22 protein-coding genes and 1 riboswitch are annotated in these 24,751 nt (G+C 71.0%); of the genes, 7 read left to right on the top strand and 15 right to left on the bottom strand.

Features of this window, described 5'->3' with window-relative positions; translation table 11 throughout:
- Nucleotides 1–163: 163 nt before the first annotated feature.
- From OG802_RS09560 to OG802_RS09570, 3 genes are all read right to left on the bottom strand, one after another.
- Nucleotides 164–1,204, bottom strand: a complete 1,041-nt coding sequence (locus OG802_RS09560) for a C40 family peptidase (RefSeq protein WP_329409045.1) — start codon at nucleotides 1,202–1,204, stop codon at nucleotides 164–166.
- 212 nt (nucleotides 1,205–1,416) lie between these two features.
- Nucleotides 1,417–2,760, bottom strand: coding sequence for an NYN domain-containing protein (locus OG802_RS09565; RefSeq protein WP_329409048.1), 1,344 nt, complete (start codon nucleotides 2,758–2,760; stop codon nucleotides 1,417–1,419).
- Nucleotides 2,761–2,830: 70 nt separating this feature from the next.
- Nucleotides 2,831–3,070 carry a hypothetical protein gene (locus tag OG802_RS09570; protein ID WP_095756136.1) on the bottom strand — a complete coding sequence of 80 codons (240 nt, stop codon included), beginning with the start codon at nucleotides 3,068–3,070 and terminating at the stop codon, nucleotides 2,831–2,833.
- A 182-nt stretch (nucleotides 3,071–3,252) separates the two neighbouring features.
- Between OG802_RS09570 and OG802_RS09575 the strand changes: the two genes are divergently transcribed.
- Complete coding sequence (locus OG802_RS09575) at nucleotides 3,253–4,038, top strand: rhomboid family intramembrane serine protease (RefSeq protein ID WP_329409053.1); 786 nt, start codon at nucleotides 3,253–3,255, stop codon at nucleotides 4,036–4,038.
- The gene (locus OG802_RS09580) at nucleotides 4,035–4,316 is read left to right on the top strand and encodes an Lrp/AsnC family transcriptional regulator (RefSeq protein ID WP_069771225.1); all 282 of its coding nucleotides are present in this window, start codon (nucleotides 4,035–4,037) and stop codon (nucleotides 4,314–4,316) included. The genes OG802_RS09575 and OG802_RS09580 overlap by 4 nt, the downstream gene beginning before the upstream one ends.
- Before the next feature lie 828 nt (nucleotides 4,317–5,144).
- Here the strand turns inward: OG802_RS09580 and OG802_RS09585 are convergent.
- From OG802_RS09585 to ctaE, 6 genes are all read right to left on the bottom strand, one after another.
- Nucleotides 5,145–6,509, bottom strand: a complete 1,365-nt coding sequence (locus OG802_RS09585; RefSeq protein WP_329409058.1) for an aminotransferase class V-fold PLP-dependent enzyme — start codon at nucleotides 6,507–6,509, stop codon at nucleotides 5,145–5,147.
- 170 nt (nucleotides 6,510–6,679) lie between these two features.
- A riboswitch (SAM riboswitch) is annotated at nucleotides 6,680–6,796 on the bottom strand.
- A 77-nt stretch (nucleotides 6,797–6,873) separates the two neighbouring features.
- On the bottom strand, nucleotides 6,874–7,938 hold the full coding sequence (gene trpD / locus OG802_RS09590; RefSeq protein ID WP_329409060.1) for an anthranilate phosphoribosyltransferase: 1,065 nt from the start codon (nucleotides 7,936–7,938) through the stop codon (nucleotides 6,874–6,876).
- A 212-nt stretch (nucleotides 7,939–8,150) separates the two neighbouring features.
- Entirely contained in the window at nucleotides 8,151–9,797 is a 1,647-nt protein-coding gene (gene qcrB, locus OG802_RS09595) for a cytochrome bc1 complex cytochrome b subunit (RefSeq protein ID WP_329409062.1), read from the bottom strand.
- Nucleotides 9,794–10,861 (bottom strand): cytochrome bc1 complex Rieske iron-sulfur subunit, encoded by a 1,068-nt coding sequence (gene qcrA, locus OG802_RS09600; RefSeq protein WP_329409065.1) that lies wholly within the window; start codon nucleotides 10,859–10,861, stop codon nucleotides 9,794–9,796. Before qcrA ends, qcrB begins: the two co-directional genes overlap by 4 nt.
- Nucleotides 10,858–11,670: a cytochrome bc1 complex diheme cytochrome c subunit gene (gene qcrC / locus OG802_RS09605; protein ID WP_329409067.1), complete on the bottom strand. Its 813-nt coding sequence runs from the start codon at nucleotides 11,668–11,670 to the stop codon at nucleotides 10,858–10,860. The genes qcrA and qcrC overlap by 4 nt, the downstream gene beginning before the upstream one ends.
- Before the next feature lie 63 nt (nucleotides 11,671–11,733).
- A complete protein-coding gene (ctaE, locus tag OG802_RS09610; RefSeq protein WP_069771220.1) occupies nucleotides 11,734–12,354 on the bottom strand; it encodes an aa3-type cytochrome oxidase subunit III in 621 nt (206 codons plus the stop codon).
- Nucleotides 12,355–12,532: 178 nt separating this feature from the next.
- On the opposite strand from ctaE, the gene OG802_RS09615 reads away from it, so the two are divergent.
- On the top strand, nucleotides 12,533–12,937 hold the full coding sequence (locus OG802_RS09615) for a hypothetical protein (protein WP_329409070.1): 405 nt from the start codon (nucleotides 12,533–12,535) through the stop codon (nucleotides 12,935–12,937).
- Between the two features lie 133 nt (nucleotides 12,938–13,070).
- Here the strand turns inward: OG802_RS09615 and OG802_RS09620 are convergent, their stop codons facing one another.
- The 4 genes from OG802_RS09620 to ctaC all read right to left on the bottom strand — a co-directional run bounded on the left by OG802_RS09620 (nucleotide 13,071) and on the right by ctaC (nucleotide 17,543).
- Nucleotides 13,071–14,324: a L,D-transpeptidase gene (locus OG802_RS09620; protein ID WP_329409073.1), complete on the bottom strand. Its 1,254-nt coding sequence runs from the start codon at nucleotides 14,322–14,324 to the stop codon at nucleotides 13,071–13,073.
- A gap of 131 nt (nucleotides 14,325–14,455) precedes the next feature.
- Nucleotides 14,456–14,854 (bottom strand): cytochrome c oxidase subunit 4, encoded by a 399-nt coding sequence (locus OG802_RS09625; RefSeq protein WP_329409075.1) that lies wholly within the window; start codon nucleotides 14,852–14,854, stop codon nucleotides 14,456–14,458.
- On the bottom strand, nucleotides 14,851–16,587 hold the full coding sequence (gene ctaD / locus OG802_RS09630) for an aa3-type cytochrome oxidase subunit I (protein WP_329409077.1): 1,737 nt from the start codon (nucleotides 16,585–16,587) through the stop codon (nucleotides 14,851–14,853). Before ctaD ends, OG802_RS09625 begins: the two co-directional genes overlap by 4 nt.
- The gene (gene ctaC, locus OG802_RS09635; protein ID WP_329409079.1) at nucleotides 16,584–17,543 is read right to left on the bottom strand and encodes an aa3-type cytochrome oxidase subunit II; all 960 of its coding nucleotides are present in this window, start codon (nucleotides 17,541–17,543) and stop codon (nucleotides 16,584–16,586) included. Before ctaC ends, ctaD begins: the two co-directional genes overlap by 4 nt.
- 330 nt (nucleotides 17,544–17,873) lie before the next feature.
- On the opposite strand from ctaC, the gene OG802_RS09640 reads away from it, so the two are divergent.
- Nucleotides 17,874–19,283: a cysteine desulfurase/sulfurtransferase TusA family protein gene (locus OG802_RS09640; protein WP_329409081.1), complete on the top strand. Its 1,410-nt coding sequence runs from the start codon at nucleotides 17,874–17,876 to the stop codon at nucleotides 19,281–19,283.
- A gap of 1 nt (nucleotide 19,284) precedes the next feature.
- On the opposite strand, the gene OG802_RS09645 is transcribed toward OG802_RS09640, so the two are convergent.
- Complete coding sequence (locus tag OG802_RS09645; RefSeq protein ID WP_329409082.1) at nucleotides 19,285–20,259, bottom strand: carbohydrate kinase family protein; 975 nt, start codon at nucleotides 20,257–20,259, stop codon at nucleotides 19,285–19,287.
- 129 nt (nucleotides 20,260–20,388) lie between these two features.
- Here OG802_RS09645 and OG802_RS09650 point away from each other — a divergent pair, with 129 nt between their 5' ends.
- Nucleotides 20,389–20,598, top strand: coding sequence for a hypothetical protein (locus OG802_RS09650; protein ID WP_329409085.1), 210 nt, complete (start codon nucleotides 20,389–20,391; stop codon nucleotides 20,596–20,598).
- Between the two features lie 152 nt (nucleotides 20,599–20,750).
- Nucleotides 20,751–22,826 (top strand): hypothetical protein, encoded by a 2,076-nt coding sequence (locus tag OG802_RS09655; RefSeq protein WP_329409088.1) that lies wholly within the window; start codon nucleotides 20,751–20,753, stop codon nucleotides 22,824–22,826.
- 120 nt (nucleotides 22,827–22,946) lie between these two features.
- On the opposite strand, the gene OG802_RS09660 is transcribed toward OG802_RS09655, so the two are convergent.
- Entirely contained in the window at nucleotides 22,947–23,303 is a 357-nt protein-coding gene (locus OG802_RS09660; protein WP_329409091.1) for a HesB/IscA family protein, read from the bottom strand.
- Nucleotides 23,304–23,547: 244 nt separating this feature from the next.
- Between OG802_RS09660 and nadA the strand changes: the two genes are divergently transcribed.
- Nucleotides 23,548–24,732, top strand: a complete 1,185-nt coding sequence (gene nadA / locus OG802_RS09665) for a quinolinate synthase NadA (RefSeq protein ID WP_329409094.1) — start codon at nucleotides 23,548–23,550, stop codon at nucleotides 24,730–24,732.
- The last annotated feature ends 19 nt before the right edge of the window (nucleotides 24,733–24,751 follow it).

The raw sequence follows: 24,751 nt of genomic DNA on the forward strand, positions 1-24,751 counted from the left end.
CGGGGGGTCGGCCAAAGACCTCGGCGGGCACGCACAGTGACGCCCCGCCGCTGACGCAGGTCACCGGCGGGGCGTGGGGTCACTCCTCGTCGTCATGATTCGCCCGTTCGGGCGGCGTGGCGTCCTGATCCCGGAGCCGGACCGGACCCCGCCGCGGCGTGGGTCAGACCCGGACGCCGAACATGAACGGGCCGCCGATCGTGCTCATCGACTCGTAGCGCACGACGGTTCCGGTGCGCGGCGCGTGGATGATCTGGCCGTTGCCGGCGTACAGACCGACGTGGTGCAGGTCGTTGAAGAAGAACACCAGGTCGCCGACCTTGAGGCCGCTCTGCGAGTAGATGCGCGTGCCGTAGTTGGCCTGCGCCTCCGAGGTCCGCGGGATGCCGACGCCGGCCTGGCCGTAGGCCCAGGAGGTGAGGCCCGAGCAGTCGTACATGGCGGTGCCGGTGGAGCCGTAGTGGTACGGCTTGCCGAGCTGGCTCTGCGCGGCCTGGAAGGCGGCCATGGCCCGGCCGGAGCCGGTGGGGGCGTCGCCGAGGTCGACCCGCTGGCCGGCGTCCCGGCTGGCGCGGGTGTCGGCGGCGGCGAGGGCCGCCTTCTCCTTGGCCGTCAGCGTGTTGAGGAGCTTGCGCGCCTCGGCGAGCTTGGCCTGGACTTCCTTCTTCTTCTTGCCCAGTTCGGTGCGGGTGGTGGCGAGGTCCTTGAGCTTGCCGGTGGCCTCGGTGCGCTGCTGGGCGAGCTCGCGCTGCTTCTCCTGGATCTTCTTGAGCGCCGCGACCTGCTGGCCGCTCAGCTGGTCGGCGGTCGACGCCTTGTCCAGGAAGTCGTCCGGGTCCGAGGAGAGAAGGAGCTGGAGGGAGGGGTCTATGGACCCGGTGCGGTACTGGGCGGCGGCCGCGAGCCCCATGGAGTCGCGCAGCTCGTTGAGGTCCGCCTGACCGCGGGCCACGTTGTCCTGGATGGTGGAGATCTCCTTCTGGAGCTTCTCCTGCTTCTCCTGGGCCCCGTTGAACGTCTCGGTGGCCTGCTCCGCCTCTTCGTAGAGCTTGTCGACCTTGCTCTTGACCTCGTCCTTGCTGAGCTTCTCGCTGGGCGCCGCGTTGGCGGCCTGGGAGCTGAGCACGACGGCAGCGGCGGCTGCGGTGGTCAGGACGGTCACGCGTGCGCGACTCGGCTGCTTCGGTCGACGGTGGGACGCCACGGAGACGGGCTCCTTCTTTTGAGTGATCACCCGTGTGGAGGTTCGAGGCCTGACCTTAGTGACCTTGCCGTGATCAGTTCAAATCCTCAGGAGAAAAAAACCCATCACGCAACGCAGTTTTTTCACTCAACTCACGAGCAGTAGTGCGCGATTGACGCTACGTTGCGTGACGATTGCGTCAATACGGTCATCAACCCTGCGAACGCCGACCTTCAGGACAGGCGCTTCAGAAGCACCGCGGAAGCCACCGGCCGGGCGCCCACCTTGGCCACCCCGTCGGCCACCTCACGGTCGGTCGAGGCCACGATGACCGGGCGGCCGGACGGCTCGGCCCGCACCAGCTGACGGATCAGCTCGTCGGCCGTGACGCCCGGCTTGGAGAACAGCACCCGCACCCCGCGCGGCGGCGCGAGCAGCACCGGAGCGGCCAGTTCGGCACCGTCGAAGACACAGGTGACCTCAGCGCCGGTCTGCGCGGCGAGCTGCGAGAGCTGCCCCAGCAGCCGCAACCGCTGCTTCTCCAGCGGCATCTGCGGATAGCCGGTCTTGGTGACGTTGTAGCCGTCGACGACGAGGTGCGCCTGCGGCAGCGCGAGCAACTGGTCGAGAATGGCCGGATCGTGCTCCGACAGGGCCCGGGCGGCGATGTCCTTGGGGGTCATCCGGCCCGGCTCGACCGCCTCGACGGTCTCCGCCGGCCGCACCGACACCGGGGGCAGCGCCAGTTCCCGGCGCAGCCCCTGGGCCGCGTCCAGCACGGTGTCCAGCAGCAGCCGCACCCGCATGTCCTCCACGCTGCGGCCCTCGCGCGCCGCCCGCCGGGTGGCCTCCAGGGCCGCCTCCGCCTCGCCCAGCCGCGACTTCAGCCGCCGGGTCTCGCTCTCGGCGGCGGACACCTGGGCGTGCGCCTCGGCGCGCACGGTCTCCGTCTCGGCCTGCACCCTGCGCAGCGCGGCCTCGCCCCGCTTGACGTCGCTGAGGGCCGAGCGCAGCTTGCGGTGCAGCGACTCGGCCTCCTTCTTCGCCGCGTCCAGCTCGGCGCGCAGCCGCTCGGTGTCCGCGCGGGTCTGCTCCCGGGCCCGGTCCAGCTCCTCGCGCAGCCGTTCCAGTTCGGCCCGGCTCTCCTCGTCGGCCCGTTCCGCGTCGGCCCGCTGGGCCTCCTCGCCGGCCGCGGTGACCAGCTTCACCCAGCCGGCGGGCCGCAGTACGTAGGCCGCGGCCGCCACGTCGAGCGGGTCCGCGGCCGGGGTCGGCGAGCCGGAGTCGAGGGCGCCGGACAGTTCCGGCTGGGCCTCTCTGTACTTCTCGGCGATGCGCTGCCGGAACAGCGGATCGGTCTCCAGCGCGGCCGCCATCGCGGTCCCCGCGAACTTGGCCCGTCGATTGGGGGCGAACCGGGCGTACTGCCGCAACTGCGTGGGCAGTTCGCCGACCGTCAGCCCGCCGAAGCCGTCGGAGACGATCGTGACGACCCTGCGCCGCACGCCGTCCGGCAGCGGACGGTCGAGCATCTCGGCGGCGCCGTCGCCCGGCCCCCCGCCTGCGCTCTCCACCATCCGTCACACCCCAATATCCGTGCGGGCCCTCCCCCGCTCTCGCCGTCGCTCGAGCGGGGGGACCCCACCGTCAGGAACCGGCGCCCGGCCGGTCCACGAGTTCCACCTGGTCCACGGCGTTGCACCAGCGGCACCGCACCGACTCGATGGTCTCACTGACCACGTCGCGCTCCTCGACCTTCGGCTCACCGGCGAGGTCGAGGTGCACGTACTCGACGACCTTCGACGAGCGCGTCACGTCGAACCTCGTGAGGTTGCCGCAGAGCGTGCAGCGCCACCGTGTCGTGGCGGTCGGCAGGGGAACCGTCATCGTGACTTTCCGCTCCTTCTAGTGTCCCGCTTCTGGTGCCGGGGTCGGGCCGGAGGCTCCCCCGTGCGTGTGGCTCGTAACCCTACGGCCTGGCGGGTACTCGCCGCCCGTCCGTCCACGGGGGCCGTCCGGCGGCGAGGCGGCCCACGGGAGTGCGTCCCGTTACGTCATGCTTTGTAGCCATGACCAGCAACTGGAGCGGGCCGGTCCGCAGGGCGCTCCGCACCTCCCCGGCGCCGGTGACCCACGGCCTGATCGCCCTGTGCTGTCTGATCTTCGTGATCGGTCCCGCCTCGGGTTTCAACCCGGCGTACGGCGCGGGCGGCGGGCTGCCGGCCGCGCAGCGCGCCTACTTCCGCCGCTGGGGCGTGGTGCCCGCCGAACTCTTCGACGGCGCTCCCGGCGCCGTCCTGAGCCCGGCCACCGCCCTCTTCGTGCACGGCAGCTGGGTGCACCTGCTGGGCAACATGCTGTTCCTCTTCGTCTTCGGGGCCATGACCGAGCGCCGGATGGGCCGCCTTCAGTTCGCGCTCTTCTACACCTGCTGCGGCTCCCTGGCCCTGCTGGGCTACGCGGCCGCGAACGCCGAGTCGTCGCAGTCCCTGGTGGGCGCCTCGGGCGCGATCTCGGCGGTGCTCGGAGCGTTCCTGTACCTGTTCCCGCGGGCGCGGGTGACCAGTCTCCTGCCGTTCCTGTTCTTCCTTCCGCTGCGCTTCCCCGCCTGGGTCGTGCTGCCCTTCTGGGCGGGCCTGCAATGGGTGGGGGCGGGGCGGTCCCCGCACGGGCCCGGGGTGGCGTACCTGGCCCACCTGGTCGGTTTCGGCCTGGGGCTCCTCTACGCGTGGGCCCGCTTCGGCGAGCGCCGCGGCGCCGGGGACGGCCCCGGAAGGGCGGCGGGGGGAGACGGGCGGGCGACTAGAGTGAAGGCCGCCCCAGCTCCGGCCCCCGAGGGAGAGAACCAGCCGTGATCACCGCGATCGTCCTCATCAAGACCAGCGTGGACCGGATCCCCGAGATCGCCGAGCGGATCGCCTCGCTGGACAGCGTCAGCGAGGTCTTCTCCGTGACGGGGACGTACGACCTCATCGCGATGGTCCGGGTGAAGCAGCACGAGGACCTCGCCGAGGTCATCCCCGGCAGCATCAGCAAGATCCCCGGGGTGGAGGGGACGGACACGCACGTGGCGTTCCGCACGTACTCGCAGCACGACCTGGAGGCGGCGTTCGCCATCGGGCTGGACTCGTAGGGGGCGCTGCGGCGCTGCGCTCGGCTTGGGCGGGGCGGTTCCTGTGCCGGCGGGCGGCCTGCGAGTGTCACCACGGCGTCCGTGAGACGTCGCCCCCCGCTGCGGGCGCCTCGCCGGCGGGGTGGCCGCAGCTGCGCGGGCGGGTGCGGCTCCGTGTCGGCTGGGCGCGCAGTTCCCCGCGCCCCTGGGGAGGCTGCCCTCACGTCGGGGTCATGCGGGCCCCGCTACCCGCGCACTGCCGCCGGGAGCCGTCGCGCCGCGGGCGGGTGCGGCTTCGTGTCGGCTGGGCGCGCAGTTCCCCGCGCCCCTGGGGAGGGTGCCCTCACGTCGGGGTCATGCGGGCCCCGCCACCCGCGCACTGCCGCCGGGGGCCCTCGCGCCGCGGGCGGGTGCGGCTCCGTGTCGGTTGGGCGCGCAGTTCCCCGCACCCCTGGAGGGGGTGGCCCTCACGTCGGGGTCATGCGGGCCCCGCTACCCGCGCATTGCCGCCGGGGGCCGTCGCGCCGCGGGCGGGTGCGGCTCCGTGTCAGCTGGGCGCGCAGTTCCCCGCGCCCCTGGAGGGGGTGGCCCTCACGTCGGGGTCATGCGGGCCCCGCCACCCGCGCACTGCCGCCGGGGGCCCTCGCGCCGCGGGCGGGTGCGGCTCCGTGTCAGCTGGGCGCGCAGTTCCCCGCGCCCCTGGGGAGGCTGCCCTCACGTCGGGGTCATGCGGGCCCCGCCACCCGCGCACTGCCGCCGGGGCCGAGCGCGCAGTTCCCCGCAGTTCCGCGCGCCCCTGAGGGGGTGGCCCCCACGTTGGCGGCATGTCGGCCCCGCTTGGGGGGCTGTTCAGTTCACCGACGGGACGCAGCGGCCGTTCTCCGTGTGGTACTGCCACTTCGCGCCCTGGGTGACCAGCTCGCGGACCGCCGTCACGAAGCGGTCGACGTGCTCGTCGGGGGTGCCCGCGCCGAAGCTCACGCGGATGGCGTTGAGGGACTTCTCCCCCGGTGCCGCCTCGGGGGCGCCGCACTCGCCCTGGGTCTGCAGGTCGCCGCCCAGGAGGGTGCGGACCAGGGGGTGGGCGCAGAAGAGGCCGTCGCGGACGCCGATGCCGTACTCGGCGGAGAGGGCGGCGGCGAAGTGGGAGCTGTTCCAGCCCTCGACGACGAAGGACAGCACGCCGACCCGGGGGGCATCCTCGCCGAAGAGGGACAGGATCCGCACCTCGGGGACGTCGGCCAGTCCCGCCCGCACCTTGGCGATCAGGTGCTCCTCGCGGGCGACCAGGGCGTCGAAGCCCGCCTCGGTCAGCGCCTTGCAGGCCGAGGCGATGGAGTACGCGCCGATCACGTTCGGGGAGCCGGCCTCGTGGCGGGCGGCGCTCTCGTGCCACTCCACGTCCACTCCCCCGTCCTCGCGCCGGGTGACCTTGCGGCTGGCGCCGCCGCCCGCGAGGTAGGGGTCGGCCAGGGTGAGCCAGTCGGCGCGGCCGGCCAGGACGCCGCTGCCGAAGGGCGCGTACAGCTTGTGGCCGGAGAAGGCGATCCAGTCCACGTCGAGGTCACGGACCGACACGGGGTGGTGGGGGGCCAGCTGGGCGGCGTCGAGGACGATCCGGGCGCCGTGGGCGTGCGCCGCCGCCGTCAGCTCGCGCACCGGCCACAGCTCGCCGGTGACGTTCGAGGCGCCGGTGACGCAGACCAGGGCCGGACCGTGCGGGTCGCGCGCGGCGAGGGCCCGCTCCAGGGTGTCGACGGCCTGGCGCGGGCTGCGCGGGGCGTCGAGGTACGTGACGTGGGCGTTCGTCCAGGGCAGCAGCGAGGCGTGGTGCTCGGTCTCGAAGACGAAGACCTGGCAGCCGGCGGGGAGCGCGGAGGCGAGCAGGTTGAGGGAGTCCGTCGTCGAGCGGGTGAAGACCAGTTGGTCGTCCGGGCGGCAGTCGAGGAACTCGGTCACGGTGCGGCGGGCGTTCTCGAAGAGGTCCGTGGACAGCTGCGAGAGGTAGCCGGCGCCGCGGTGGACGCTGCCGTAGTAGGGGGCGTAGGCCGCCACGTCGTCCCAGACGCGCTGGAGGGCGGGGGCGCTGGCCGCGTAGTCGAGGGCCGCGTAGGCGACCTCGCCGCCGGTCACGAGCGGAACGGTGACGTCCCGGCCCAGAACGGGCAGGGGGGCACAAAGGGTGCGGGCGGCGGCAAGGGTGGAGACGGACATGGCGAACTCCCGTGAGAGCAGGGGGAACCGCCGTGCGGGCGGACAGCGCTCCGGCACGGAGGAAGGGGAAGAGAGGTGCAGGGGATGCGGGGCGGGGCTCTGCGCCCTAGCGCATTCGCTTGCTCACGGGAGACTCCCTCGGACGACCCAGGACCCCTGGTTTCGCGAGGGGTCCGCGCTTGCCGTGGACCTTGCTGTCCACGGCCTGGTCTTCACCCGGGGCACCCCGCCACGGACGGAGGGTTGCCGGACAGTCGGCCGGGGCCTCATGACTGTCACTCATGACCTGGTACAGGAAACTACGTCAGGTGATCGTCGTCCCGCAACCCGTGTCCGGATCGCGGGACGACCGCCGCCGCCGGCGTCACGCGTTGCTGGCCGCCACCCAGCGCTCCAGCGCCCGCCTGGCCGCGCCGGAGTCGATGGACTCGGCCGCCCGGTCCATGCCGGCCCGCAGCTGCCCGGCCAGCGGCCCGGCCCCCGGTTCCAGCGCCACCAGGGCCGCCGCCGAGTTCAGCAGGACGGCGTCGCGCACCGGGCCGGTCTCGCCCTCCAGCAGCCGGCGGGCGACCTCCGCGTTGTACGAGGGGTCGCCGCCGCGCAGCGCCTCGACCGGGACGAGGGCGAGGCCGACGTCGCGCGGGTCGAAGCTCTCCTCGGTGACCTTGCCGTCGCGCACGACCCACACGCGCGAGGTGGCCGTGGTGGTCAGCTCGTCGAGGCCGTCGTCGCCGCGGAAGACCAGCGAGGAGTTTCCCCGCTCGGCGAAGACGCCGGCGACGACCGGCGCCATGCGGGGGTCGGCGACCCCGACCGCCTGGGCGGCCACCCTGGCCGGGTTGGTCAGCGGACCGAGCACGTTGAACACCGTGCGGATGCCGAGCTGCCCGCGCGCGGCGCCCACATGGCGCAGCGCCGGATGGAACTTGACCGCGAAGCAGAAGGTGATCCCGGCCTCCTGGGCGACCTCCTGCACCCGCTTCGGGGTCAGCTCCAGATTGACGCCGAGCTTCTCCAGGACGTCCGAGGCGCCGGACGCGGAGGACGCGGCCCGGTTGCCGTGCTTGACGACCGTGGCGCCCGCGCCGGCGACGACGATCGCCGACATCGTGGAGATGTTGACGGTCTTCGCGCCGTCGCCGCCCGTGCCGACGATGTCGACGGTCGGACCCGGCACCTCGATCAGGTTGGCGTGCTCGTACATCGCGCGGACCAGGCCGTTGATCTCGGCGACGGTCTCGCCCTTGGCGCGCAGCGCCACCACGAACCCGGCGATCTGGGCGTCGGTCGCCTCGCCGCGCATGATCCGGTCCAGCGCCCAGAACGTGGCGTCCGCGTCCTGGTCGCGGCCGTACAGCAGGCCGTTCAGCACCTCGGGCCAGGAACGGCCCGCCGCGGTGTCGCCTCCAGCGGGGGTCACAGCGCTCATAGCCGCTCCTGCGTGTGTCGTCGTGAGTCGTGCTTCATACGTCGTGCGTCGTGCTTCGCCGGCCGGTGTGCGGCGCGGGACCCGGGGGCCGCGTCGCCGGCCGCGAGTCGTGGAACACGGTGAACCCCACCCTATCCAGCCGCGGGCACGGCACAGGGCCCCGTCCGGCAACCGGACGGGGCCCTGTGCGTGGCGTGGCGACGCCCGGGCGATCAGTGGTGGCCGTGGCCGCTCGTGATCTCCTTGTACTCCTCGACGGTGGGCTTCGGGATCTGCTGGTCCTCGCCGAAGTACGCTTCGCTGATCTTGGCGCGGAGCTTCTCCTTGCCCGTGACCTTGCGCTCGACGCCGTTGTCGTCGACGGTGGCGCCGATCGCGGCCGGCGCGTACTGCTCGTGCGCGGTCAGGGTGTGCAGCTGCTCCTGGCTGAGCGGCTCGTGGATCTCGATGAACTCACCGTGCGGCAGGCGCTTGATGGTGCCGGTCTCGCGACCGTGCAGCACCTTGTCCTTGTCGCGACGCTGCAGGCCGAGACAGATCCGCTTGGTGGCGATGTACGCGATGGCCGGTCCGGCGAAGAAGAAGATCCGGACGAACCAGGTGATCGCGTTGATCGACAGGTGGAAGTGGGTGGCCCAGAGGTCGTTGCCACCGCCCACCAGCATGATCATGTACATCGTGACCCAGGCGACGCCCAGCGCCGTACGGGTCGGGGCGTTGCGCGGGCGGTCCAGGATGTGGTGCTCGCGCTTGTCGCCGGTGATCCACGCCTCGATGAAGGGGTAGAGCGCCAGCAGGGCGAGCAGGACGCCGAACAGCACCAGCGGGATGAACACGCCCAGGACCAGGGTGTGGCCCCAGAAGTTGATCTCCCAGCCCGGCATGAAGCGGATCAGGCCTTCGGCGAAGCCCATGTACCAGTCGGGCTGGGCGCCGGTCGACACCTGGTCCGGACGGTAGGGGCCCATGGCCCAGATCGGGTTGATCTGCGCCACGGCCGCGATGGCCGCGATCACGCCGAAGACCAGGAAGAAGAAGCCTCCGGCCTTGGCCATGTACACCGGCAGCAGCGGCATGCCCACGACGTTCTTGTTGCTCTTGCCGGGGCCCGCGAACTGCGTGTGCTTGTGGTAGAAGACCAGGATCAGGTGGCCCACCATCAGGCCCAGCATGATGCCCGGCAGCAGCAGGATGTGGATCGAGTAGAACCGGGCCACGAAGTCGTGGCCGGGGAACTCGCCGCCGAACAGGAACATCGAGATGTACGTGCCGACGATCGGCATCGACAGGATCGCGCCCTGCGTGAAGCGCACACCGGTGCCGGAGAGCAGGTCGTCCGGGAGCGAGTAACCGGTGAATCCGGTGAACATGCCCAGGACGAACAGCAGGAAGCCGAACAGCCAGTTGACCTCACGCGGCTTGCGGAACGCACCCGTGAAGAACACGCGCATCATGTGCACGAACATGCCGGCGAGGAAGATCAGCGCCGCCCAGTGGTGGATCTGCCGGATGAGCAGACCGCCGCGCACGTCGAAGGAGATGTGCAGGGTCGAGCTGAACGCCTCGGACATCAGCTGTCCCTGGAGCGGGACGTAGCTGCCGTGGTACTCCACCTCGTTCATCGACGGGTGGAAGAACAGCGTCAGATACACACCCGTCAGGATGATGATGATGAAGCTGTACATGCACACTTCGCCCAACATGAACGACCAGTGGTCGGGGAAGATCTTGCGCATGTTCGCCTTGGCGAGGGAGTAGATCCCCAGCCGGCCGTCGGCCCAGTCGGCGATGCGCTCGCCGGCCGGGGCCTTCCCGCGTTCGCGGGTCACGGCGCTGTCGTGGTTCTCTGTCGTGCTCATCCGCGCTCCCAGAAAGCAGGACCGACGGGCTCTTCGAAGTCGCCGAGCGCCTGAAGGTAGCCCTCGTCGTTCACGCCGATGCGCAGCTGCGGCAGGGCGTGACCGGCGGGGCCGAAGATCACTCGGGCACCGTCGGAGAGGTCGAAGGTGGACTGGTGGCAGGGGCACAGCACGTGGTGCGTCTGCTGCTCGTACAGGGAGATCGGGCAACCGACGTGGGTGCAGATCTTCGAGTACGCCACGATGCCCTCGTGCGACCACTCGAGTTCGCGCTTGTCCTTGATGTTGTCCGGCTGCAACCGGACGATCATCAGGGCCGCCTTGGCGATCTCGTTCTGGAAGTCCTCGTCGTGCTCCTCCAGGCCCTCGGGCTTGGCGAAGGTGAGAGAACCGACGGCCACGTCCGACGGACGCAGCGGCTCGTTCGTGTTCATGTTGACGAGCAGCTTGCCCTTGGCCCACAGCGTGTGACGCAGCTTGTCCTCGGGCAGCGGGCCGAGGTCGCGCAGCAGCACGACACCGGACAGCGGCACCAGGGCGACCGCGCCGAACAGCGTGTTGCGGATCAGCTTGCGGCGGCCGAGCGCGGACTCCTTGGCGCCCTGCCGGAAGTCCGCGTGGACCTTGGCACGGACCTCGGGGTCGGCGGCGATCGGGTGGCGCTCGTCGGCGACCTCGACGTCCGACATCAGGGTGCGGGCCCAGTGGACCGCGCCGGCGCCGATGGTGAACAGCGCCGTGCCCAGGGTCAGGCCCAGCGCGAAGTTCAGCGCGCTGAGGTGGCCGATCGGGAACACGAAGACCGACTTGTCGGCGGGGATCGCCACGTACGAGGCGATGAACCCGACCGTGGCCAGCATCGACAGCGTGAACAGGAAGGCGACCGCACGCTCGGACCGCTTGGCGGCCCGCTCGTCGATGTCCTGGACGCGGTGCTCGTGGGGCGGCAGGCCGGGGTCCGCGAACGGGTTCTTCTCGTCCGCGACGTCTACCGCGCCGTGCTCGTGGTGTCCTGCGGACTGCTCGGCAGGCAGGTTCTCTTCTGGAATGTCTTGGCTACTCATGACTTCTTGGCCTTTGCGGTCCGAGCGGCGACCCAGACGGCGACCGCGATCAGTGCGCCGAGACCGAAGATCCAGGCGAACAGGCCCTCACTGACCGGCCCGAGACCGCCCAGCTCCAGACCACCGGGGTTGTCGGTGTCGCTGCTGTTGACCGCGTGCAGGTACGCGATGATGTCCTTCTTGTTCTGCTCCGACAGCGTGGTGTCGGGGAAGGAGGGCATGTTCTGCGGGCCGGTCTGCATGGCCTCGTAGAGGTGCTTCGGGTCCACGTCCTCCAGGGTCGGAGCGAACTTGCCCTTGGTGAGGGCGCCGCCCTTTCCGGTGAAGTTGTGGCACTGCGCGCAGTTGGTGCGGAACAGTTCGCCGCCCTTGGCGATGTCCGCGCCCTCCGGACCGTACTCGGCCTTGGTGGGAACGGCCGGGCCGGAGCCGAGGGAGGCGATGTACGCGGCGAGCTGGTCGATCTCGGCCTGCGTGTAGATGTTCTTCTTCTTCACCACCTGCGGGCCCTGGGAGGTCGCCGCCGGCATGCGGCCGGTGCCGACCTGGAAGTCGACGGCCGCGGCGCCCACGCCGACCAGGCTCGGACCGTCGGAGGTGCCCTGACCGCCGGTGCCGTGGCAGCTGGCGCAGCCGACGGCGTAGAGCTTCTTGCCCTCGTCGATCGTGAGGGACTGGGCGCTGTCGTCTGCCTGCGCCTTGCTCGCGGGCGCGAACGCGGCGTACAGCCCCCCTGTGCATGCCAGCGCGAGGAGTAGGACGACGAGCGCCGCCAGCGGATGGCGTCGTCGTGCGGAGAGCTTTTTCACGGATTACCCCGGTGTCAGGATCTTCTGCGTCGATGCTTGTGGAGGTGCGGGAGCGGGCCCCGGCTACTTGATCAGGTAGATCGTGGCGAAGAGGCCGATCCAGACGACATCGACGAAGTGCCAGTAGTAGGACACGACGATGGCCGCGGTCGCCTGCTCGTGGGTGAACCTCTTGGCCGCGTAGGTGCGCCCGAGGACGAACAGGAAGGCGATGAGGCCGCCCGTCACGTGCATGCCGTGGAAGCCGGTGGTCAGGTAGAACACCGAGCCGTACGGATCCGAGGAGAGCGAGAGCCCGTCCTTCTTCACCAGCTCGGTGTACTCGTAGATCTGACCGCCGATGAAGATCGCACCCATGATGAAGGTGACGATGAACCACATCCGCAGCTTCTTCACGTCACCGCGCTCGGCGGCGAAGACGCCGAGCTGGCAGGTGAGCGAGGAGAGCACCAGGATCGTGGTGTTCGTGGCCGAGAACGGGAGGTTCAGGGCCTCGGCCATCTCCTTCCAGTGATCAGGACCCGTCACCGATCGCAGGGTGAAGTACATCGCGAAGAGGGCCGCGAAGAACATCAGCTCGGAACTCAGCCAGATGATGGTTCCGACGCTGGTGAGGTTCGGTCGATTGACCGACGGGTGCGCGTGCCCGGTGTCTACTGTCGTTGCTGTCGCCACGACCGACATTATGTCGGTCCCTTATCCCGCCCTCACTCCGGGGGGTGCCGTTCGGAGTGTTCGCACCGTGTGTACTGCCCGTATGGCCCATCGAAGCCGTGTTCCAAGCGGTGTTGGGGCGGTGGGTGAGGGAGTAGCATCCGCGGCATCGGTTCTGTCCGTACGACACTGATGTCACGGAGGAAGCATGCAGGCGACCGCCACGGTGCTGGTCTACAGCGACGACTCCAACACGCGGGAGCAGGTACGGCTCGCGACCGGCCGCAGGCCCGCGCCGGACGTCCCCGTGGTGGAGTTCCTGGAGTGCGCGACGCCCGCCGCCGTGCAGCGCGAGCTGGACCGGGGCGGCATCGACGTCGTCGTCCTGGACGGCGAGGCCGCTCCCATGGGGGGCATGGGGCTGTGCCGTCAGCTCAAGGACGAGGTGTTCCGCTGCCCGCCGGTGCTGCTGCTGATCGGGCGGCCCCAGGACGCCTGGCTCGCCACCTGGAGCCGGGCCGACGCGGCCGTGACGCTGCCTGTGGAGCCCGTGGAGTTCGCTCAGGCCCTCGCGTCCCTCCTGCGGACGAAGAGGCTTCAGCAGAGCGCGTAGCGCCTGCCGGGGCGGGATGCGGCCGCGGCGCGGACCCGGGTCCGGGGCCGTCCGCCGCGTCCGCCCGCGCAGCCGTGCCGGTCACGGCCCCGCGGCTCCCGGCCCCGCGCTTTCGGCGGCGCGTGCACGGCGCCTACACGGCCGCCGGGCTCAGCCGCGCCGTCTCCTGGCCGGTCTGCTGCTTGCCGCCGGTCAGCGCGCTGCCGGTGGTCCAGTTCTTCCAGTCCAGGTTCCAGTCGCCGAAGCCGTTGCCGAACGTCTCCATCGTGTCGCCGTTGCTGTTGACGACCTGGACGACGTCGCCCTGGCGGATGTGGTCGAAGAACCACTGGGCGTTGGACGTGCTCATGCCCGTGCAGCCGTGGCTGACGTTCTCGTAGCCCTGGGAGCCCACGGACCAGGGGGCGGCGTGGACGTACTCGCCGCTCCAGGTGACGCGGGTGGCGTAGTAGACGGGCAGGTCGTAGGAGTCCGCGGAGCCCTCCGCGATGCCGACGGTGGTCCCGCGCATCCGTACGAAGTACTCCTTGCCCAGGACGACCTTGACGCCGTTGCGGGTCTCGAAGCCGGGCTTGCCGGTGGTGACGGGGATCTGCTGGATCTCCTCGTTGTTCTTGAACACCGACAGGGAGTGCGCCGCGGCGTCCGTCACGGCGATGACGCGGTCCCCGATGGTGAGTTTCAGCTCCTTGGCCGGGCCGCCCCACAGCCGGTCGCTGATCTTGATGCCGTCGAGGTTGCTGCGCACGCGGACGGTGGCGTGGGCGGGCCAGTAGTCCTTGGGCCGGTAGTGGAGTTCCTTGTCGTCCACCCAGTACCAGGCGCCCTGCACGGACGGCGACGAGGTGACCTTGAGGCCGCGTTCGACGACGGCCCGCTGGGCGGGGTCCTTCACGGGCTGGTCGAGCTTGGCGGTGACGGGCTGGCCGACGCCGTACTCGCCGGCGTCGGGGCCGAACTGGACCGCCAGCCGCTTCTTGCTGGTGGGCTTGCCGGTGTCGAAGGCGAGGACCCGGCGGCCGGGCGCTCCGTCGTCGTCCTCGGTGCTCACCCGGACGGTGTAGTGGGCTCCTGCGGCCAGCGGCTCGGTGCTGTGCCAGCGGCTGCCGTCGGCGGCGAGTTCGCCCGCGAGGTAGCGGCCTGTGGCGTCCACGGCGGTGACGTCCGTGATGCGGTCGTCGTCCTCGGCGGTGATCTGCAGGGGCTTGTCCGGGTCGGCCTTCTCGCCGTCCCCGTCGGGAGTGTTGAAGGAGATCTGGTCCGTCGCGTCGTAGGGGCGCGCGGAGAGCGGGTCGTCGTCCGAGCCGCAGGCGCTTGCGACCGCGCCCAGGGCGATCACCAGCAGGGTGCAGCCGACGACGGTGCGAGGGCGTGGTTGGTGGCTCATGGCTTCACGCTAGGGAGCCGGGTCGGCGGCGGCGCGCTGAGTGACACGGACGGCGGACGCCCGGTACGGCAAAAGCGTGAGCCCGGACCCTCCTGACGGAGTGTCCGGGCTCATGCGGGGTGGTGCGCGTGCTACTGGGTGCGGTTCTCACCGCGGTAGTACTCGAAGACCCAGCCCCACAGGCCGATCATGATCACCGGGACGGAGAAGTAGAGCACCCACCAACCGACCGCGACACCGAGGAAGGCCAGGGCGCCGCCGACGGCGAGCGACAGCGGCTGCCAGCTGTGCGGGCTGAAGAAGCCCACCTCGCCGGCGTCGTCCGCGACGTCCGCCTCCTTGTTGTCCTGCGCGCCCGCGTCGACCCGCCGGGCGGTGAAGCCCAGGTAGAAGCCGACCATGATGCTCAGGCCGAAGGCCAGGAAGAGGGCCGTGGTGCCGGCCGGCTCCTTCGACCAGACGCCGTAGACGGTCGCCATGACAAGGAGGAAGACGCTCAGCCAGACGAACATCTTGCCCTGGATCTTCACTTGCCGGCCTCCTTGCTGCCCGCGATGGCGCTGGCGCCGTGGCCGCTGTGCTCCAGCTGCTCGAGCGCGGCGACCTCCGGGTGGTGCAGGTCGAACGCCGGGGATTCACTGCGGATCCGCGGCAGGGTGAGGAAGTTGTGGCGCGGCGGCGGGCAGGACGTGGCCCACTCCAGGGAGCGGCCGTAACCCCACGGGTCGTCGACGCCGACCGGCTTGCCGTACTTGGCGGTCTTCCACACGTTGTAGAAGAACGGCAGGACGGACAGGCCGAGGACGAACGAGCTGATCGTCGAGATCGTGTTCAGGGCGGTGAACCCGTCCGCGGCCAGGTAGTCCGCGTAACGGCGCGGCATGCCTTCGGCACCCAGCCAGTGCTGGACCAGGAAGGTGCCGTGGAAGCCGATGAACAGCGTCCAGAAGGTGATCTTGCCGAGGCGCTCGTCGAGCATCTTGCCGGTCATCTTCGGCCACCAGAAGTGGAAGCCGGAGAACATCGCGAAGACGACGGTGCCGAAGACGACGTAGTGGAAGTGCGCCACCACGAAGTACGAGTCGGACACGTGGAAGTCCATCGGCGGCGAGGCCAGGATGACGCCGGTCAGACCGCCGAAGGTGAAGGTGATCAGGAAGCCCGTCGCCCACAGCATCGGCGTCTCGAAGGACAGGGAGCCCTTCCACATGGTGCCGATCCAGTTGAAGAACTTCACGCCGGTCGGCACGGCGATGAGGAACGTCATGAAGGAGAAGAACGGCAGCAGCACGCCTCCGGTGACGTACATGTGGTGCGCCCACACCGTCACGGACAGACCGGCGATGGAGATCGTCGCGGCGACCAGGCCCATGTAGCCGAACATCGGCTTGCGGGAGAAGACCGGGATGACCTCGGAGATGATGCCGAAGAACGGCAGGGCGATGATGTACACCTCTGGATGGCCGAAGAACCAGAAGAGGTGCTGCCAGAGCAACGCCCCTCCGTTCGCGGCATCGAAGACGTGTGCCCCGAATTTCCGATCCGCCTCCAGCGCGAACAGCGCGGCGGCGAGGACGGGGAAGGCGAGCAGGACCAGGACGGCCGTCAGCAGCACGTTCCACACGAAGATCGGCATGCGGAACATCGTCATGCCGGGAGCGCGCATGCAGATGATCGTGGTGATGAAGTTGACCGCGCCGAGGATGGTGCCGAAGCCGGAGAAGGCCAGGCCCATGATCCACAGGTCGGCGCCGATGCCCGGGGAGCGGACGGCGTCCGACAGCGGGCTGTAGGCGAACCAGCCGAAGTCGGCGGCGCCCTGCGGGGTGAGGAAGCCGCCCACGGCGATGGTCGAGCCGAACAGGTAGAGCCAGTAGGCGAACATGTTCAGCCGCGGGAACGCCACGTCGGGCGCGCCGATCTGGAGCGGCATGATCCAGTTCGTGAAGCCGGCGAACAGCGGCGTCGCGAACATCAGCAGCATGATCGTGCCGTGCATCGTGAACGCTTGGTTGAACTGCTCGTTCGACATGAGCTGCAGGCCCGGACGGGCCAGCTCGGCGCGCATGAGGAGTGCCATGACGCCGCCGATGCAGAAGAACGCGAACGACGTGACCAGGTACAGCGTACCGATGGTCTTGTGGTCGGTGGTCGTCAGCCACTTCACCACGACGTTGCCGGGCTGCTTGCGCCTGACCGGCAGCTCGTTCTCGTACGAGTCCTCAGCTGCGGAGGCACCCTGGGGTTCGTTGAGGATGCTCACAGGACGTTCGACTCCCGGTTCTTCTCGGGGCCGGTCTGCTCGATGCCGGCCGGCACGTACCCGGTCTGCCCGTTCTTGGCGAGGTCCTTCAGGTGCTGCTCGTAGCGCTCCGGGGAGACGACCTTCACGTTGAAGAGCATCCGGGAGTGGTCGACGCCGCACAGCTCGGCACACTTGCCCAGGAAGGTGCCCTCGCGGTTGGGGGTGACCTGGAACGAGTTGGTGTGACCCGGGATGACGTCCTGCTTCATGAGGAACGGCACCACCCAGAAGGAGTGGATGACGTCACGCGAGGTGAGGACGAAGCGGACCGTCTGACCCTTGGGGAGCCAGAGGGTCGGGCCCGGGTTGTGGGTCTGCGGGTTCCGCTCACCGGGGGTGCCGCAGGTGTAGACGCCGCCCGCGTCGGACGGGAAGTCCTTCTTGTACCGGTCCGGGATCGCGGCCAGGTTCGCGTCGGTCGTCGCGTTCCCCTGGGAACCGTCGACCTTCTCGATGTAGTTGAAGCACCAGCTCCACTGGAAGCCGACCACGTTGACCGTGACGTCGGGCTTCTTGTCGAGGCTCAGCAGCTTCGACTCGTCGCGGGCGGTGAAGTAGAACAGCACCGAGACGATGATGATCGGCACGACCGTGTACAGCGCCTCGATGGGCATGTTGTACCGGGTCTGCGGAGGGATTTCGACCTTTGTGCGGCTGCGCCGGTGGAAGAAAGCACTCCACAGGATCAGGCCCCACACCAGCACGCCGGTGGCCAGCGCGGCGGCCCACGAGCCCTGCCACAGGGAGAGGATCCGCGGAGCCTCTTCTGTGACCGGGGTGGGCATGCCAAGGCGGGGGAAGTCCTTGTATGTGCAACCGGTGGCGGTCGCCAGGACCAGGCCCGCGGTCATTGCCTGCAGCAGCTTCCGCCGCATCGGGCGCCGCGGCGAGCGGTCGGAGCCGTTGGGACTCACGTAGCGCCTTCCCGAGAGTCTCGCCCGCGCGGTTGGCTGCGGCCTGCCTTCTCGCTGGTCGGTCGCCGCCCTGCGTCGGGCAGGGGTTTGGATGTTTATGCGGACCAAACCCTAGCCGACGCCCTCCGGGGGGTCGCGGGGAGGGTGGCATACGCGCCGCGGGTCACCCCGAAGGGGTGGGAAGAGCGCCCGTCGGCGCCTAATAGCTCGTCAATGCGGCTTGTGCGGCGGTTGCGGAACGACGACGGCCGCCGCCCGCGGGCTGCGCCGGGGTGCGGACCGGAGCCGCCCGCGCCCCGGTCCGGCCCCTGCACGTTCTACGGTGGCGGTGTGTCCTACTTCGACGCCGCATCCGCCGCTCCCCTGCATCCCGTCGCCCGCCAGGCGCTGTTGGCCTCGCTCGACGAGGGATGGGCAGACCCCGCACGCCTGTACAGAGAGGGGCGGCGGGCGCGGCTGCTGCTGGACGCGGCACGCGAGGCGACGGCCGAGGCGGTGGGCTGCCGGCCGGACGAACTGACCTTCACGTCCTCCGGAACCCGGGCCGTGCACACCGCGGTCGCGGGCGCGTCGGCCGGACGGCGACGGGTCGGACGTCACCTGATCGTGTCAGCCGTCGAACACTCCTCGGTACTGCATTCGGCCGAGGCGTTCGAGGCCGCGGGCGGCGAGGTGACCCGGGCGCCGGTGACCAGGACCGGCGCGGTCGCCGTCGAGTCGTACGCCGAGGCCCTGCGGTCCGGCACCGCGCTGGCCTGTCTGCAGTCGGCCAACCACGAGGTGGGCACCGAGCAGCCGGTGGCGGCGGTGGCCGAGGCGTGCCGGGCGGCGGGCGTGCCGCTGCTGGTGGACGCGGCGCAGTCGCTGGCGTGGGGGGCGGTGGAGGGGCCCTGGTCGCTGCTGACCGGCAGCGCCCACAAGTGGGGCGGGCCGTCGGGGGTGGGGCTGCTCGTGGTCCGCAAGGGGACGCGGTTCGCCGCTCAGGGGCCGGTGGACGAGCGGGAGTCGGGGCGGGCGGCCGGGTTCGAGAACCTTCCGGCGATCGTGGCCGCGGCGGCCTCGCTGCGGGCGATGCGGGCGGAGGCGGCGGCCGAGGCGGCGCGGCTGCGGGACCTGACGGCACGGATCAGGGAGCGGGTGGCGGACGTCGTCCCGGACGTGGAGGTGGTCGGGGACCCGATCCGGCGGCTGCCCGGGATCGTCACGTTCTCCTGCCTCTACGTCGACGGGGAGGCCCTGCTGCACGAGCTGGACCGGGCGGGCTTCTCCGTCTCGTCCGGTTCGTCGTGCACCAGCAGCACGCTGACGCCCAGCCATGTGCTGCGCGCGATGGGGGTGCTGAGTGAGGGGAATGTGCGGGTTTCCCTGCCGTGGGGAGCCGCCGAGGAGGACGTGGAGAGATTCCTCGCGGTGCTGCCGGGCGCGGTGGCGGGGGTGCGCGACAAGCTCGGGGCGCCGGCGTCCGCCCCCGCCCCCGCGTCGGCTGCTGCGGCGGACGCGGAGGGCGAGGGGCGCGAGGGGCTCGTCGTGGACGCGCTGGGCAGGCGGTGCCCCATCCCCGTCATCGAGCTGGCGAAGGTCATCGGGGACGTGCCGGTCGGCGGCACGGTGCGGGTGCTGTCCGACGACGAGGCGGCCCGGCTCGACATCCCCGCCTGGTGCGAGATGCGCGGGCAGGAGTACCTGGGCGAGGAGCCGGCGGACCGCGGCGCCGTCTACACGGTCCGCCGGACGTCCTGAGTCAGGCCAGGTGCTTGCGGACCTCGGAGGCGGCCTCGTCGCCGTAGGCGGCGGCGAAGCGGTCCATGAAGTGGCCGCGGCGCAGCTGGTACTCCTGCGTGCCGACCGTCTCGATGACGAGGGTCGCGAGCATGCAGCCGATCTGGGCGGCGCGCTCCAGGGAGACGCCCCAGGCCAGACCGGAGAGGAACCCGGCGCGGAAGGCGTCGCCGACGCCGGTGGGCTCGACCTTGCGCTCCTCCTGCGGGCAGCCGACCTCGATCGGGTCCTCGCCGTCGCGCTCGACGCGCACGCCGCGCGCGCCGAGGGTGGTGACGCGGTGACCGACCTTGGCGAGGATCTCGGCGTCCGACCAGCCGGTCTTGGACTCGATGAGGCCCTTCTCGTACTCGTTGGAGAACAGGTACGTCGCGCCCTCCAGCAGTATCCGGATCTCCTCGCCGCCCATCCGGGCGATCTGCTGCGAGAAGTCGGCGGCGAAGGGGATCGAGCGGGAGCGGCACTCCTCGGTGTGGCGGAGCATCGCCTCCGGGTCGTCGGCGCCGATCAGGACCAGGTCCAGGCCGCCCACCCGGTCGGCGACCGTCTTCAGCTCGATGAGCCGGGCCTCGCTCATCGCGCCCGTGTAGAAGGAGCCGATCTGGTTGTGGTCGGCGTCGGTGGTGCACACGAAGCGGGCCGTGTGCAGGGTCTCGGAGATGCGGACCGACGCGGTGTCGACGCCGTGCCGGTCCAGCCAGGCCCGGTATTCGTCGAAGTCCGCGCCCGCGGCGCCGACGAGGATCGGGCGGGTGCCCAGCTGCCCCATGCCGAAGGCGACGTTCGCTCCCACGCCGCCCCGGCGCACGTCCAGGTTGTCGACCAGGAAGGAGAGCGAGACCGTGTGCAACTGGTCCGCGACGAGCTGGTCGGCGAAGCGGCCGGGGAACGTCATGAGGTGGTCGGTCGCGATGGAGCCGGTGACTGCGATGCGCACGGCGTGGACTCTCCTGAGGGGAGGGGGATTGACAGTTCACGCTACCCGCTCCGCTCGCGCCACTGAAGCACGCGAAACTACCCGATAGTAGATCTTTCTTCGCAGGCCGCACGTGCATACGGTTCGGTTATGACGAACCTCGAGGTCCACGCGCCCCGGCCGGCCGAGTCCGACGGCGACCTGGCGTCGCTGCGCGGCGACTGCGCCCGGACGGCGCTGCACTGGGCGGCCCCGGAGAAGATCCTTTCCCGTCCGGTCTCCCCCTCACTCATCCACGGCGTGAACGTTCCTGCGACGTCCGCCCGGCTCCTGGAGGCCATGCCCGACTACGGCAACTAGGGGAACCGCCCCGGCGGCCCCCTCCCCCGCTCCCTCCGTTTCACCGGCACGGCGCTCGGAAGGGAACCGTGCGCTCCCCCGCCACGTCCCATCGGCATCCTCCGCAAAGGGGATGCGGGGTACGACAGCAGGGCAGCCGAAGGAGCGATGCGGTGAACACCGAGCGACCCGAGAACGACGACGCCGCGCGCGAGCCGGGAACGACGGGCTCCGAGGGGACGACGGCCGGAACGGATCCGGACGCGACGGATGCGGCCGGGGCCGCCCGTGCGCCCGGTGCGGACGGGGCCGGTGCGGACGAGACCGGTGCGCCCGGCGCGGACGAGACCGATGCCGCCGAGAGCGGTGAGACCGGGGCCGCGGCAGGGGCGGATGCGGCGCGGAACGACCGCGCCGGGGAGGCCGCCGCCGAAGAGACGGCGGTGGAACTCACCAAGGGCGCCGTACCACCGGCGGAGCGGGACGCCCCGGGCGCGGACGCCCGTCCCCGGCCCGCCGACGAGCCGCCCGCCGCCGCTCCCGAAGCCGCCGCCGGGAGCGGTTCCGGGCCCGATTCCCGTTCCGGGGCCTCCTCCGACGCCCACCGGTCTGCCGATGGCGAGGCCTCCGGCGGTGCGGACGGCGTCCCCGCCACCGCTTCCGAGGCAGCCCCCAGGAGCGCCGGGCAGGCCGGCGAGAACGCCGGGAGCGCCGACGACGGGACGGCCGACGAGCCCGTGGTGTCGCGCCCCGTGGCCGCTCACGCCGGCGAGGGCGAGCCCTCCGGCGGCTCCCGGCGCCGCTCCCCCGTGCTCATCGCCTCCGTCGCGGCCGCCGTGCTGCTGGTGGGCGGAGGCGGGGCGTATCTCACTTCCGACGCCCTCGGCGGCTCGGACGCAGGGTCCGGCGCCGGGGCCCCCTCCGGTGACGGCAAGCCCGTCCCCCTCGCTCTGGACGACTACTCGCGGGGTACGGGTACCCCCGGGAACGGCACGGGGGGCACCGGCCCCGCCAACGGCATCGCGCCCGGTGAGCCGAACCCCTACGGGGTGACGTACAAGGCCGCGGGTCCCCTGCCCGACGGTCCCGGGTCCGCGCCCGTGTACTGGGCGCGGGGCGAGGTCGCCGCCAAGGACGTGGCCGCGCTGGCGAAGGCGCTCGGCGTCGAGGGGACCCCGGTGGCCGACGGCGCGGGGTGGAAGGTCGGCGCCGGGAACGACGGCTCCGGTCCGGTCGTGCGGGTGAACCGGCAGGCGCCGGGCATGTGGACGTTCACCCGGTACGCCCCCGGCAGCGACAACTGCGTGCGCGGCAAGGTCACCTGCCCTCCGACGCCCGTGGCCCCGGGGGACACCGCCCCGGTGAGCGAGGCGGCGGCGAAGAAGGCGGCGGCCCCCGTGCTCAAGGCGGTGGGCCAGGACGACGCCAAGGTCGATGCGAGCCAGGTGATGGGCGCCCTGCGGGTGGTGAACGCCGAGCCGGTGATCGGCGGTCTGTCCTCCTACGGCTGGACGACCGGGGTCCAGGTCAGCGCCCAGGGCGAGATCGTCGCCGGGAACGGGCAGCTCAAGGCGCCGGTCAAGGGCGCCGCGTACCCCTTGCTGAGCGCCCGGGAGGCGCTGGACGCGCTGAACGCGGCGCCCGGCGGCGGCCACCGGATGGGCATCGGCGGCTGTGCGAGCCCGGTGCCGCTGAAGGACCGGCTGGAGAGCCCGTGCAGGACGCCGAAGGCCCCGGCGCGGCAGACCGCGACGGTCGAGGACGCGGTGCTCGGACTGGCCCCGCACACCTCCGGCGGACGCCAGGTGCTCGTGCCGTCCTGGCTGTTCGAGGTGAAGGCGGCGGGGACCGAGGCCGCCTACACGGTGACGCAGCCGGCCGTCGAGCCCGCGTACCTGAAGCCGGCGACCACGCCCCCGCCCGCTCCGACGCCGAGCGGCTCGTCCGGGGCGTCCGGTGCGCGGACCGTGCGGGTGACCGGCTACACCGTCGAGGGCAGGGAGCTGACCGTCGGCTTCAGCGGCGGGGTGTGCGCCGACTACAAGGCGACGGCGGTGGAGAGCGCGGGTGAGGTGAAGGTCACGGTGACGCAGACGCCGTGGCCGGACAAGGTCTGCATCATGATCGCCAAGGAGTACCACCAGGTGGTGCAGCTGGACGAGGCGCCGGGCAGCCGCAAGGTGGTCGACTCGGACGGCCGGGCGATCCCGCTGGAGAAGGCGGGGGCCCGTCTGCCGCAGACCCGGTAGCGCCGGCCGCGGCGCCCGCGAACCGGCTGCCGTGGTGAACGCGAAGGCGGCGGTCCCCCTCGGAGGGGGACCGCCGCCTTCGCGTCGTCCGGCCGGCCGTCGTGCGGCGGGCGGGCCGGTCTAGTTGAAGGAGTCGCCGCAGGCGCAGGAGCCCGTCGCGTTCGGGTTGTCGATCGTGAAGCCCTGCTTCTCGATCGTGTCGACGAAGTCGATCGACGCGCCGCCCAGGTACGGGGCGCTCATGCGGTCGGTGACGACCTTGACGCCGTCGAAGTCCTTGACGACGTCCCCGTCGAGGGAACGCTCGTCGAAGAAGAGCTGGTAGCGCAGGCCGGAGCAGCCGCCGGGCTGAACGGCGACACGCAGGGCCAGGTCGTCACGGCCTTCCTGGTCGAGCAGGGCCCTGACCTTCGCCGCGGCGGCGTCGGACAGGATGATGCCGTCGGTGACGGTGCTGGTCTCGTCCGATACGGACATCTACATCTCTCCCGGGTTGTACGGAGACTGCTTGCCGACGGTTGCAACCGTCGGGGCCGCGGATTCATTCCGGGCCGGGCCGTCGTCTTCGGCGTTCCCTTCTCATGCTCGCACACACGGTTGCGGGCGGAAAACGCCTCACGGGGATTCACGTCACACCGACGCTATGACCATCGTCAAAGTGACGTGAAGCGGGTTATGATAGATAACGTCAATTCGACGAAAAGTAGAAAGGGTGCGTGTCGTGACCACCGCCCAGACCACGGAGCTCGACGTACAGCCGACTCCGCTCGCCCTGTTGCTGCTCGGCCGCGAGGCCGACCCGAAGAGCGAGCGGGGCGTCGAGTGCCCCGGCGACCTGCCCTCGCCCTCCGACCCGGACCTGGTCGAGCGCGCCCGCGCCGCCAAGGCGAAGCTCGGTGACAAGGTCTTCGTGCTCGGCCACCACTACCAGCGCGACGAGGTCATCCAGTTCGCCGACGTCACGGGCGACTCCTTCAAGCTCGCCCGGGACGCGGCCGCCCGCCCGGAGGCCGAGTACATCGTCTTCTGCGGTGTGCACTTCATGGCCGAGTCCGCCGACATCCTCACGTCGGACGACCAGAAGGTGGTCCTGCCCGACCTCGCCGCCGGCTGTTCGATGGCCGACATGGCCACCGCCGAGCAGGTCGCCGAGTGCTGGGACGTGCTGACCGAGGCCGGCATAGCCGAGCAGGTCGTGCCCGTGTCGTACATGAACTCGTCCGCGGACATCAAGGCGTTCACGGGCAGGCACGGCGGCACGATCTGCACCTCCTCCAACGCCCAGCGGGCCCTGGAGTGGGCCTACGAGCAGGGCGAGAAGGTGCTGTTCCTGCCCGACCAGCACCTCGGCCGCAACACCGCCGTCCGGGACATGGGCCTGTCCCTGGACGACTGCGTCCTCTACAACCCGCACAAGCCGAACGGCGGGCTGACCGCGGAGCAGCTGCGCGACGCGAAGATGATCCTGTGGCGCGGCCACTGCTCGGTGCACGGCCGCTTCAGCCTGGAGTCGGTCGAGGACGTCCGCGCCCGGATCCCCGGCGTGAACGTGCTCGTGCACCCCGAGTGCCGGCACGAGGTCGTGGCCGCCGCGGACTACGTCGGCTCGACGGAGTACATCATCAAGGCGCTGGAGGCGGCGCCGGCCGGCTCCAAGTGGGCCATCGGCACCGAGCTGAACCTGGTGCGCCGGCTGGCGAACCGTTTCGCGCCCGAGGGCAAGGAGATCGTCTTCCTCGACAAGACGGTCTGCTTCTGCTCGACGATGAACCGGATCGACCTGCCCCACCTGGTCTGGACCCTGGAGTCCCTCGCCGAGGGCAAGCTGGTCAACCGCATCGAGGTCGACGAGGAGACCGAGGCGTTCGCCAAGCTGGCGCTGGAGCGCATGCTCGCGCTGCCGTAGCGGGCCCCCCCGTGGACCC

The organism is Streptomyces sp. NBC_00704 (genome assembly GCF_036226605.1).
Taxonomy (GTDB): Bacteria; Actinomycetota; Actinomycetes; order Streptomycetales; family Streptomycetaceae; genus Streptomyces.